At 64.6% G+C, this 10,858-nt stretch carries 12 protein-coding genes; 9 read left to right on the top strand and 3 right to left on the bottom strand.

Going from position 1 to position 10,858, the window contains the following annotated elements; translation table 11 throughout:
• Positions 1-118: 118 nt before the first annotated feature.
• From PWF70_RS11335 to PWF70_RS11305, 7 genes are all read left to right on the top strand, one after another.
• A complete protein-coding gene (locus PWF70_RS11335; RefSeq protein ID WP_048896403.1) occupies positions 119-517 on the top strand; it encodes an ArsR/SmtB family transcription factor in 399 nt (132 codons plus the stop codon).
• Positions 514-1,392: a permease gene (locus PWF70_RS11330; protein WP_286352964.1), complete on the top strand. Its 879-nt coding sequence runs from the start codon at positions 514-516 to the stop codon at positions 1,390-1,392. The genes PWF70_RS11335 and PWF70_RS11330 overlap by 4 nt, the downstream gene beginning before the upstream one ends.
• Positions 1,393-1,435: 43 nt before the next feature.
• Entirely contained in the window at positions 1,436-1,597 is a 162-nt protein-coding gene (locus tag PWF70_RS11325) for a hypothetical protein (protein WP_154676754.1), read from the top strand.
• Between the two features lie 78 nt (positions 1,598-1,675).
• A complete protein-coding gene (locus PWF70_RS11320) occupies positions 1,676-2,671 on the top strand; it encodes an IS481 family transposase (protein ID WP_286352963.1) in 996 nt (331 codons plus the stop codon).
• 45 nt (positions 2,672-2,716) lie between these two features.
• Positions 2,717-4,033 carry an IS256 family transposase gene (locus PWF70_RS11315; protein ID WP_014928678.1) on the top strand — a complete coding sequence of 439 codons (1,317 nt, stop codon included), beginning with the start codon at positions 2,717-2,719 and terminating at the stop codon, positions 4,031-4,033.
• 115 nt (positions 4,034-4,148) lie between these two features.
• Complete coding sequence (locus tag PWF70_RS11310) at positions 4,149-4,520, top strand: BlaI/MecI/CopY family transcriptional regulator (RefSeq protein ID WP_268897815.1); 372 nt, start codon at positions 4,149-4,151, stop codon at positions 4,518-4,520.
• 4 nt (positions 4,521-4,524) lie between these two features.
• The gene (locus tag PWF70_RS11305; protein WP_075863791.1) at positions 4,525-5,457 is read left to right on the top strand and encodes a M56 family metallopeptidase; all 933 of its coding nucleotides are present in this window, start codon (positions 4,525-4,527) and stop codon (positions 5,455-5,457) included.
• Between the two features lie 311 nt (positions 5,458-5,768).
• Here the strand turns inward: PWF70_RS11305 and PWF70_RS11300 are convergent, their stop codons facing one another.
• From PWF70_RS11300 to PWF70_RS11290, 3 genes are all read right to left on the bottom strand, one after another.
• On the bottom strand, positions 5,769-6,041 hold the full coding sequence (locus PWF70_RS11300) for a hypothetical protein (RefSeq protein ID WP_268897814.1): 273 nt from the start codon (positions 6,039-6,041) through the stop codon (positions 5,769-5,771).
• Complete coding sequence (gene ctaD / locus PWF70_RS11295; RefSeq protein WP_268897813.1) at positions 6,038-7,828, bottom strand: aa3-type cytochrome oxidase subunit I; 1,791 nt, start codon at positions 7,826-7,828, stop codon at positions 6,038-6,040. The genes PWF70_RS11300 and ctaD overlap by 4 nt, the downstream gene beginning before the upstream one ends.
• A 232-nt stretch (positions 7,829-8,060) precedes the next feature.
• Positions 8,061-8,855 (bottom strand): M23 family metallopeptidase, encoded by a 795-nt coding sequence (locus PWF70_RS11290; protein ID WP_268897812.1) that lies wholly within the window; start codon positions 8,853-8,855, stop codon positions 8,061-8,063.
• A gap of 584 nt (positions 8,856-9,439) precedes the next feature.
• Here PWF70_RS11290 and PWF70_RS11285 point away from each other — a divergent pair.
• Positions 9,440-10,009: a TlpA family protein disulfide reductase gene (locus tag PWF70_RS11285; protein ID WP_268897858.1), complete on the top strand. Its 570-nt coding sequence runs from the start codon at positions 9,440-9,442 to the stop codon at positions 10,007-10,009.
• Positions 10,006-10,818, top strand: coding sequence for a cytochrome c biogenesis CcdA family protein (locus tag PWF70_RS11280; protein WP_155225798.1), 813 nt, complete (start codon positions 10,006-10,008; stop codon positions 10,816-10,818). Before PWF70_RS11285 ends, PWF70_RS11280 begins: the two co-directional genes overlap by 4 nt.
• Positions 10,819-10,858: the final 40 nt, after the last annotated feature.

The following is a 10,858-nucleotide window of genomic DNA, read 5'->3' as shown; positions in this document are numbered from 1 at the left end:
CAGTGGCAGCAGGGCTGAGGCAACCAGGCTTCGGCTACTAAGTGTACTGACCGGACACGTTGATCGATAGACAAGTCGCCACTTGTGACAGAAGGCCACGCTTGTCTATAGTGTGGGTATGACAGTTTCACTGGATGTTGCCCTGCCGCGCACGGACCTGTCGGCGCGGGATCACGCGCGGATGCTTGCTCCGTTGTTGAAGCCTTTGTCAGACGAGAACAGACTGATGATCGTGCTGACGCTTGCGGCGGGGGCGTGCTCGAACAAGAAGTTGCAGGAGGCCACCGGGTTGAGCCAGGCGCTGGTGAGTCACCATGTGGCAGCCTTGCGGCAAGCGCAGCTGATCAGTGTGCGGGCCGAGGGCCGGTCCAACATCTACGCGCTGTGTTGTGAGCAGTTGGCGGCGCCGGTGCAGTGGCTCGCTCACTTGGCGACTCTCACTCCAGAGGGACAGAAGGCGTGCTGCACTGCCCCAGCAGGGGAGGGTCAGGCATCGACTGAGGGTGCTGCGCGGTGATTCATGCGGTACAGACCTTCGGGTTGATCCTGGTCGAGTTGCTCGTCCTGTTCTCGCTGATCTCGGTGCTCGTTGCGCTGGTGAACCGGCGGTTCGGGCCGGATCGGATCCAGAGCTGGATGGCCGATGGGCGCCTTCCCGGCCCGCTCAAGGGGCTACTGCTGGGGGCGATCACGCCGTTCTGTTCCTGTTCGACGCTGCCGGTGCTGGCTGGGATGTTGAAGTCGGGGGTGGCGTTCCGGACGTCGATGACCTTCCTGATCTCGTCACCGCTGCTGGATCCCATCATCGTGGCCGGGGTGGTGCTGCTGTTCGACTGGCGTATCGCGTTGGTCTACACGGTGGTCACCGCCGCATGGTCCCTGCTCGCCCCCCTAGTATGGGAACGACTCGGCATGGCCAGCCAGCTCAAGCGAGTCAAGGTCGTCGGCGACGACAGCACCCCCCACCCCTGGGCAGGCCTGCGCAACGAGATCCGGCCCGCACTCGGCGAGGCCTGGGCCGATCTGAGACCGCTGCTCGTCCCGATGGTGCTGGGTGTCTCGGTCGGTGCATTTATCTACGGTTTCGTGCCTCAGGACCAACTCGCCGCGGTCGCTGGCGACGACAAACCGTGGGCCGTGCCGTTGGCCGCCGTGCTTGGCGTTCCGCTTTACGTGCGTATCGAGACGATGCTGCCCATCGGCTTGGCCCTCAGCTCGACCGGCATGGGGCTAGGTGCAGTGTTCGCGCTGATGATCGGCGGCGCCGGAGCCTCGATCCCCGAGATCTGGATGCTCACCACCTTGTTCAAGCCCCGACTGGTCGTCACTTTCGTGGTCACTGTCATCGGCACGGCCATCGCCGCCGGCTACCTCATCCCACTGATCGCCTGACCCAACCACCACATTCCCAACCACACGAGGAGAACAAGCAACCATGGGACTCAAGGACCTCTTCACCGCACGCAAGCAGGACAGCAGTTGCTGCGGGGCCCAGATCGTGCCCGACGATGACGACCAGCCCCAGAGCGAGCAGGGAACACCCACCGAGACGGCTGCCTCTTCAGCGCCGAACAGCGAGGACACGGACGGCAACTGACATACCGAATCGATGGGGCTGCACCACAGGGTGCAGCCCCATCACTGTCTCCACCCGCTCGTCACCAGGAAGACCACCATGTCCCACGCCAATGCCGCCCTCACTCCGCGTCACCGCCTCAAGGTTGCCCAGCTGGTTGTTGACCACGGATGGCCGATCAGCGAGGTCGCTGCCCGGTTCCAGGTCTCCTGGCCCACCGTGAAGCGCTGGGCTGACCGCTACCGGGCCGGTCAGTCCATGCAGGACCGCAGCTCACGGCCTCACCGCTCCCCGAACAAGACCAGCCCCACGACTGCGAAGCGCTGTATCCAGCTCCGGCTGCGTCTGCGGGAAGGTCCGGTTCAGTTGGCATACCGGATTGGCGTTGCTCCGTCGACAGTCCACCGGATCTTGGTCGACGTCCACTTGAACCGCCTGTCGCACGTCGACCGTGCCACTGGAGAGCCTGTTCGTCGCTACGAGCACGACCACCCCGGGGCGATGCTGCACGTCGACGTGAAGAAGCTCGGCAACATCCCAGACGGCGGAGGCTGGCGCTACGTCGGCCGACGACAAGGCGAGAAGAACCGCGCAGCCACACCCGACAAGCCCAAGAACAAGCACTACGACCCGTTGATGGGCAAGGCCTACGTCCACACCGTCATCGACGACCACTCCCGCGTCGCCTACGCCGAGATCCACGACGACGAAACAGCCCACACCGCCACAGCGGTCCTGGCCAGGGCCGTCAAGTGGTTCAACGCCCGCGGGGTGACCGTCGAGCGGGTCCTGTCGGACAACGGTGGCGCCTATCGCTCACACCTGTGGCGCGACACCTGCGCCGAGCTGGGAATCAGGCACAAACGGACCAGGCCGTATCGCCCGCAGACCAACGGCAAGATCGAGCGCTTCCACCGCACCCTGGCCGACGGCTGGGCCTACGCCCGCTGCTACACCTCCGAGACGGAGCGTCGCGGCGAACTCGACGGCTGGCTGCACTACTACAACCATCACCGGCCCCACACAGCCTGCAGCAACCAGCCGCCCTTCTCACGATTGACCAACGTGTCCGGGACTGTCGTGAGAACGGTGTAAGTGGCCTTACCGCCCTCGGTGTATCGGGGGCAGGAAGGTCGCATCATGACCGACACTCTGGTGGCTGTGGAGCCATCTGATGAACACGATGACGGGATCGTCGAGGTGCCTGCGGACCGCAGCGTCGATGAACTTGAGGTAGCCCGCGAGCTGGTCCGCCAGGCCCGGGAGGCCGGGGTCCGCCTGACCGGTCCGGATGGGTTGCTCAAAGCGATGACCAAAACGGTGCTCGAGACGGCGCTCGATGAAGAGATGTCTGAGCATCTCGGTTACGACAAGCACGACCAGCGTGGTCGTGGGAGTGGCAACTCGCGCAACGGGTCTCGGTCGAAGACCGTGCTGACTGATGCGTGTGGGCAGGTCGAGATCGATGTCCCCCGGGACCGGGCGGGCACCTTCGAGCCGCAGATCGTGAAGAAGCGCCAACGCCGCTTGACTGATGTGGATGAGGTGGTGTTGTCGCTGTATGCCCGTGGGCTCACCACCGGTGAAATCAGCGCCCATTTCGCCGACATCTACGGTGCTGCGGTCTCCAAAGACACGATCAGCCGGATCACCGACCGGGTGCTCGAAGAGATGGCCACCTGGCATGCCCGTCCGCTCGAACGCGTCTACGCCGCGGTGTTCATCGACGCCATCCATGTCAAAATCCGCGATGGGCAGGTAGGGCCCCGGCCGATCTACGCCGCGATCGGGGTGGATCTGGCCGGGCATCGTGACGTGCTCGGGATGTGGGCAGGTGAAGGCGATGGTGAGTCGGCAAAGTACTGGCTGGCGGTGCTTACCGAGCTGAAGAACCGGGGTGTAGCCGACATCTTCTTCCTCGTCTGCGACGGGCTAAAAGGCCTGCCGCAATCGGTCGGGGCGGTCTTTCCCGACACGGTGGTGCAGACGTGTGTCATCCATCTGATCCGGGGCACATTCCGCTATGCCGGCCGCCAGCACCGCGATGCTATCGCCAAGGCGATCAAACCGATCTACACCGCCCCCACCGCTGCAGCCGCGGCCGAGGCGCTGGATGCGTTCGACGCCGAGTGGGGGCACCGGTACCCGGCAGCTATCCGGTTGTGGCGCAACGCATGGCAAGAATTCATACCGTTCCTCGACTACGACATCGAGGTCCGTAAGGTGATCTGCTCGACGAATGCGATCGAGTCACTCAACGCCCGCTACCGGCGCGCAGTGCGGGCTCGTGGGCATTTCCCGAACGAGCAATCGGCGCTAAAGTGCCTGTACCTGGTGACCCGGTCGCTCGACCCGACCGGCACCGGACAGAAACGATGGACAATGCGGTGGAAACCAGCACTCAACGCATTCGCCATCACCTTCGCCGACCGCATGCCGGCCAGCGAGGACAACTAACCGAAAACGCCACTTACACCGTTAATCTGATACTCCCACGTGTCCGGTCAGTACAACTAAGCAGGGTAGTTTGTTCTAGACTGGCAGCAAATACGAGGCGATCAGGCAGGCGACGGTGGCTCAGTTGGGTTCGTTGGAACGCGCGGTGATGGACGTGCTGTGGGGCGCTTCGGCGGCGATGAGTGTGCACGACATCGTCGATGCGCTGGCCGACCGCGACTTGGCGTACACGACGGTGTTGACCGTGGTCACCAATCTGCACAAGAAGGGCTTCGCGGGTCGCGAGAAGATCAGCCGCGCCTATCGGTACTTCCCGTTGCAGTCGCGGGAGGAGGCGACCTCGCAGACACTGCGGCAGGTGCTCGATGCCAGCGGCGATTCGACGGCGGTGCTGATGCACTTCGCCCGGATGGTTACTCCCGAGGAGCGCGAGGTCCTCAGTGAACACCTGTCCCGGACGCGGGCGGATCGTCCGAGGAAGCGCTGAGACTGTGAGCGTCGCATTGGCCCACCTGGTGGGCGCGGCCGTGCTGGGCGTGTTGGGTCCCTACGTTCTCGACCGACTGCCCCAACGATGGTCACCGCGGGTACTGATCACCGCATGGGTCAGCAGTATCGCCACGGCGGTGGGATTGTTGTTCCTGTCGGCGCTGTCGGCGTTGTGGCCGGACCCGCCGCCGGCCGAACGCTTCGTTGACACCTTGGCTCGGTGCGCGGGAGCTGTCCTGCACGCGGTGCGCGACGATTTCAGCCAGGTGTACGGCATTGCCGTCGCCGTGGTCCTGATCGCCGTGGTCGCGCGCACCGCGATGTCGTGCGCTCGGCACACCCGCGACGTGCATCGCGTGCACCGTCTTCATCGCGACGTCGTTGCTGTGGTGGGCAGTACCGAACCCGACACCCCCGACGTGCTCTGGATCGATCACCCCCACCCCATGGCGTACTGCGTCGGCGGTCGCAGTGGCTTCGTCGTGGCGACAAGTGCGCTGCGCACAGACGTGCCCGCCGAGGCGCGGGCTGCAGTACTAGCGCACGAGTTCGCCCATCTGAGGTCCCGGCACGACCGCGTTCTGGCGGTCTGCGATGTGATGGCACGAGCTCTGCCCTTTGTGCCGCTGTTTCGCCGGGCGCCGGCGGCAGTCGCGACCTTGATCGAAGCAGATGCCGACATGTCGGCTGCTCGGGTCACCAGTACAGCTGCCGTGCGCAGCGCACTCGCGCACGTGACCAGTCAGGGCGTAGGCCCCGAGACCCCCATGCCACGCTCGACGCGCTACCGATTGCTGATGCTCGAGAACGGCGCGATCGAGCCAACGAAGTCGACCTACGCTGCGGCGAGCGTGCTACCCCTCTTGGGTGCTGCGTTGTGTACGGCTGCGGCACTTCCGGTGTTGTCAGTTCTCGTACATGGACTCACCGCGTAAGTCCCTGTCACGCCATATTCGCTCGACAGGGGCTGCTACTGCTCGACACCCACGAGCGTCGCGTCTGTTTGCGCCACCGAGCGGCGGCCGTTGACCGGCGCTCGTCGCAGCGTGTCGATCGCAGCCCGTGCGTGCCTTCGCGAGATACGCCCAAGTTGGTCGCGTTATCGCGGCACCTTGCGTGATCGGTACCTAGTGCACGATGGTGGTCTCGGTCAGGCCCGGTGATCTTGGAGGCCCTGGTGGCTGCGGGTCTCGCCGCCGCGCGGTGCGACGGGTTCTCCACCTGGGATGGTGGTGAGTTTCTTCGCCTACGGTCGCACCGCACGGCCTCGTGCTGGCCTCATCGCTCGGGTCGCGACCGCGGCTGCTCCGCGGGCCGCGCAGGCTGCCGCGGTCGCCGCGATCAGCCACAGCAGCAGGGGAGTGCCCTGAGCGAGGACAGAACCTGCGAGCAGGGTCAACGCAAAGGTCATCACCGCGGTGTAGCCGACTGCGAGGATGGCGAACCATCGAGGAACGGTCAGCGGGCGGCGCGTTCGCGGGACGGCCTGGTCGAGGGCAGGGTAGGGGTAGTTGTTCACGGTCGGCTCTCCGGGTCGGGATCTGTAGATGCTTCGTGGTCTCCGGTGGTCAGCGGCGCACGGCGGACTTCTTCTGCGGTCTCGCTGGGTTCACCGTGCCGTGTGCCGACGTGGGCTTCGGCGCGCATCCGCTCCACCATGTGCGGGTAGTGCAGTTCGAACGCCGGGCGTTCTGACCGGATGCGGGGGAGTTCGGTGAAGTTGTGGCGCGGCGGTGGGCAGCTGGTGGCCCATTCCAGGGAGTTGCCGAAGCCCCATGGATCGTCGACGGTGACGACCTCGCCGTAGCGGTAGCTGCGGAAGACGTTCCACAGGAACGGCAGTGTCGAGATGCCGAGGACGAACGCGCCGGCGGTGGAGATGATGTTGAGCGTGGTGAAGCCGTCTGAGGGCAGGTAGTCGGCGTATCGGCGGGGCATGCCTTCGGCTCCGAGCCAGTGTTGCACCAAGAAGGTGAGGTGGAAGCCGATGAACGTCAGCCAGAAATGGATTTTGCCCAGGCGTTCGTCGAGCAGGCGTCCGGTCATCTTCGGGAACCAGAAGTAGATGCCGGCGTAGGTGGCGAACACGATGGTGCCGAAGAGGACGTAGTGGAAGTGGGCCACCACGAAGTAGCTGTCGGAGAGTTGGAAGTCGATGGGTGGGCTGGCCAGGAGCACACCGGTGAGTCCGCCGAAGAGGAAGGTGACCATGAAGCCGACCGAGAACAACATCGGTGTCTCGAACGTCATGTGGCCCCGCCACATTGTGCCGATCCAGTTGAAGAACTTTACGCCCGTGGGTACCGCGATCAGGAAGGTCATGAAGGAGAAGAACGGCAACAGCACGGCGCCGGTGACGTACATGTGGTGTGCCCACACCGCGACCGATAGGGCGGCGATGGCGAGGGTGGCGTAGACCAGTCCTGAGTACCCGAACAACGGTTTACGGCTGAAGACCGGGAAGATCTCGGAGACGATGCCGAAGAACGGCAGCGCGATGATGTAGACCTCGGGGTGGCCGAAGAACCAGAACATGTGCTGCCAGAGAATGGCGCCGCCGTTGGACGGATCGAACAGATTCGCGCCGAACTGGCGGTCGACTTCGGCGCCGAGCAGTGCCGCGGTGAGCAGCGGGAACACCAGCAAGATCAGGACACTGGTGACCAGGATGTTCCACGTGAAGATCGGCATGCGAAACATCGTCATTCCCGGTGCGCGCAGACAGATGACCGTGGTGACCATGTTGACCGCGCCCAGGATGGTGCCCAAGCCGGACACTGTCAGTCCGAGAAACCACATGTCGGAGCCGACGCCGGGTGAGTGGATGGCGTCGCTGAGCGGGGTGTAGGCGGTCCAGCCGAAGTCGGCGGCACCACCGGGGGTGATGAAGCCGGCGATCGCGATGGTCGAGCCGAAGACGAACAGCCAGAAGCCGAGGGCGTTGAGCCGCGGGAAGGCGACGTCGGGAGCGCCGATCTGCAGGGGCAGTACGAAGTTGGCGAAGCCGATCACGATGGGGGTGGCATACATCAGCAGCATGATCGTGCCGTGCATGGTGAACAGCTGGTTGTACTGCTCGGTCGAGAGGAATTGCATGCCCGGCGTCGTGAGTTCTCCGCGCATCAGCAGCGCCATCAGGCCGCCGATGAGGAAGAACGCGAAGCACACGACGATGTACATCATGCCGATCAGCTTGTGATCGGTCGTGGTCAGCATCGTGTAGATGAATGACCCTTTGGCCTTTCGCCGCTCGGGGTAGGGCCGCGTAGCGACCACCTCGGGTGGGCGCGGGGACACCGCGGTCATCAGGCCTCCATCTGAGTCGGACAAACGGTGGCCCTGATCGAAGCAACACGCGCATCGTGCGTGCGACTTCCCGGGCCGTTACTACGGACTGTAGTCGATTAACTACTAGGTAGCATAGTTGGGCCCGGAATCCCGAGTCTCGGCCAGGAGGCGACAGAACCGCGACGAAACGTCGCCTCCCTCATTGAGATCGGCCCGACCGGTCCGTTGCGACCGTGCGCCGCAGCCACCCTTACCGCCAGAGGTCTGCGCTTCCGGTGCTCGGCGGTTCGTTGGGCGTGATAGTAGGTTCGGCGTCGCTGTCCGAGGGCAGACTGACACCGCGTTCGGCGAGCCATCGCACCGGGTCGAGGGCGGCGCCGGATGCATCAGCAACCTCGAAGTGCAGATGAGGCCCGGTCGAGTTACCGCGATTGCCCACCGTGGCAATGGGTTGACCGACCGTGACCGGCGCTGCCGCGTCGATGAGATTGTCGTCGTTGTGGCCGTAGGTCGTGACTGTTCCGTCGGCATGCCGGATGCGTACCCACAACCCGAAGCCTTCAGCTGGCCCCGAATTGATCACTTCGCCGTCGGTGACCGCGAAAATCGGTGCCCCCAGGTCGTTGCCGATGTCCATACCCTGATGGCCGCGGCCGTCACCGAAGGTAGAGGTGACTCGGCCGTTCGTGGGAGCGACCACCGACCCCGGCGACGGCGACGAATAGACGGGTGGACCGGCCGGTGCCGGGTGCGCAGCCGCGGGATCGTGGGGACGCATCTCGAAAGCCAGAAGCGCCAGCAACCGCCCGATCGGAAGCGCGTCGACAACCAGCTCGGCGGCTGCTCGTCCCGCACCGAGCACGGCGGCGAAGCATCCCACCGCAGTGATGGGATCCTCGGCCGGCACTGACGGCTCGACTGGGCGCGCTCGATCGGCCAGACATGAGCTGACTGTTCGGATCTCGTCGGCGAGGGCTCCCATCGCCGGGCCGCCCAGTGTCGCCGAAATCGTCTCGGCGACCAGTTGGGCGAACTGCTGAGTCACGTGGCTGTCATCGGCGTCGGCTCGCGCTCGAGCGTCAATTGAGAAGCTCAGCAGAACCGCAGCAACCAGTCCCACGACCCCCAGTCTCAGACAGGGCCGCGGAGCGCCGCAGCGGCGGATGAGGGACGACATAGGCATGCCAGCGAGACCTTCCGGAGACGGGCGCGACGCACTGACATTCAGCACCACACGCCAGGTGCGCATAAGGCCACGATCGGCAGCCCTCCGTTCGAACCATAGGCCCCACAGATCACAGCAGTAACACGATCTGATTGAGCACCTGTCGCAATCGCGCGCATTTACTACTAGGACGAATAGTTGCGGATGGTCATTGACTGCCGAGCCGGACACTCGCCAGGATTAGAAGGTAGTACCAGGTGAGAAGGTCTAGTGCGCTGGGTGAACGTCACACATCTACGCCAGGAGAAGTGGGGCTCCGGTCAGGGATCGGCCACAAAAACTATGGTCATGTTGACAATTCGAATGGTGATCTACCACGCTGCGTAGTAGATCAACGGCGAGGAGCGCTGGTGCAGCAGGAGAGAAGGCGGGTATCCGCGGTGCGGGCGGCGGTCCTGGCGCTGATGTGCGTGGTGCCGTGGGTAGCGTCGGGTTGTGGTAGCGCTGGCGACGACGCCGTTGCGCAGGGGGGAACCTTTCAGTTCGTCTCGCCCGGCGGGCAGACGGTCATCACCTACGACCCGCCCGCGAGCCGTCAGAGGATCGCTGACGTCTCGGGCCCTGACGTGGTGACCGACGAGACCATCGGACTCGACGACTTCGCAGGCAAAGTCGTCGTCATCAACGTCTGGGGTTCGTGGTGTGGACCCTGCCGGGGAGAAGCCGACGACCTCGAACATGTCTACGCCCAGAACAAGGCCTCGGGAGTCGAGTTCCTCGGTATCAATCTGCGCGACAACCGGCAAGCGGCGAAGGACTTCATTGTCGACAGAAAGGTCGCCTTTCCCTCGATCTACGACTTTGCCGGTCTGACCCTGGCTGCGCTGACCACCCCAACGTCGGTGGTGCCGACCACCATCGTGCTCGACCGCGACCACCGTCCGTCCGCGGTGTTCCTCAAGGCCATCACCGCCGACGAACTCGGGTCAACAGTTCAGCGAGTTCTCGCTGAGCCTGTGGCACAACCCCAATGACCCCACAGTCGGTCGAAGTGCAGGCTGCGGTCGGCGAGACGTTTGCCGACCTCGTCGCCAGCGGTCCGCTCCTGCTGGCGCTGCTCGCGTGCGTGATCGCCGGGCTGGTGTCGTTCGCCTCACCGTGCGTGGTCCCCCTCGTTCCGGGGTATCTGTCGTATCTGGCTGGCGTGGTCGGCGCCGAGGCGCCTGCGGTGTCGGTGGGGGAGTCGAACAAGCGGGGTCGCTCGCGCGTGGCGCTCGCCGCAGGCCTGTTCGTCCTCGGTTTCACCGTCGTCTTCGTGGCAGCGACCGCCACCGTCCTCGGAGTCACCACCACTTTCGTGGTGAATCGTGAAGTCCTCCAGCGCATCGGCGGCGTGGTCACCATCATCATGGGCCTGGTGTTCATCGGGCTGGTGCCGGCACTGCAACAGGAACGACGGTTCGCCCCCCGCCGCGTCTCCAACATCGCCGGCGCTCCGCTGCTCGGCGGGGTCTTTGCACTCGGGTGGACCCCATGCCTGGGGCCCACGCTCGCGGCGGTCATTGCTACGGCCAGCGGCACCGAGGGCGCCACCGCAGCCAAGGGCGTCGCGCTGATCGTGGCCTACTGCGCCGGCCTTGGTATTCCCTTTGTCGTGCTTGCGTTTTCCTCGGCGTGGGCGTTGCGCAGCCTGGGCTGGTTGCGGACCCACGCCCGCATGATCCAGATCGTCGGCGGCGCCATGATGATTGCGGTGGGTATTGCCTTGATCACCGGCCTGTGGGATCAATTCATCGTGTGGGTCCGCGACGCGTTCATCACCGATACCCAACTACCCATCTGAGGCCTGTAGTGGCGGCGCCGGTTCGACGTCACAGCGTCCA

Source organism: Gordonia sp. Swx-4 (assembly GCF_030316175.1).
In the GTDB taxonomy this organism is placed as follows: Bacteria; Actinomycetota; Actinomycetes; order Mycobacteriales; family Mycobacteriaceae; genus Gordonia; species Gordonia alkanivorans.
This window is presented reverse-complemented; position numbering and strand designations above follow the sequence as displayed.

Coding starts and splice junctions, on each gene's coding strand:
- PWF70_RS11335 (WP_048896403.1), top strand. CDS start 119: ATGACAGTTTCACTGGATGTTGCCCTGCCGCGCACGGACCTGTCGGCG.
- PWF70_RS11325 (WP_154676754.1), top strand. CDS start 1,436: ATGGGACTCAAGGACCTCTTCACCGCACGCAAGCAGGACAGCAGTTGC.
- PWF70_RS11320 (WP_286352963.1), top strand. CDS start 1,676: ATGTCCCACGCCAATGCCGCCCTCACTCCGCGTCACCGCCTCAAGGTT.
- PWF70_RS11315 (WP_014928678.1), top strand. CDS start 2,717: ATGACCGACACTCTGGTGGCTGTGGAGCCATCTGATGAACACGATGAC.
- ctaD (WP_268897813.1), bottom strand. CDS start 7,828: ATGACCGCGGTGTCCCCGCGCCCACCCGAGGTGGTCGCTACGCGGCCC.
- PWF70_RS11285 (WP_268897858.1), top strand. CDS start 9,440: ATGTGCGTGGTGCCGTGGGTAGCGTCGGGTTGTGGTAGCGCTGGCGAC.
- PWF70_RS11280 (WP_155225798.1), top strand. CDS start 10,006: ATGACCCCACAGTCGGTCGAAGTGCAGGCTGCGGTCGGCGAGACGTTT.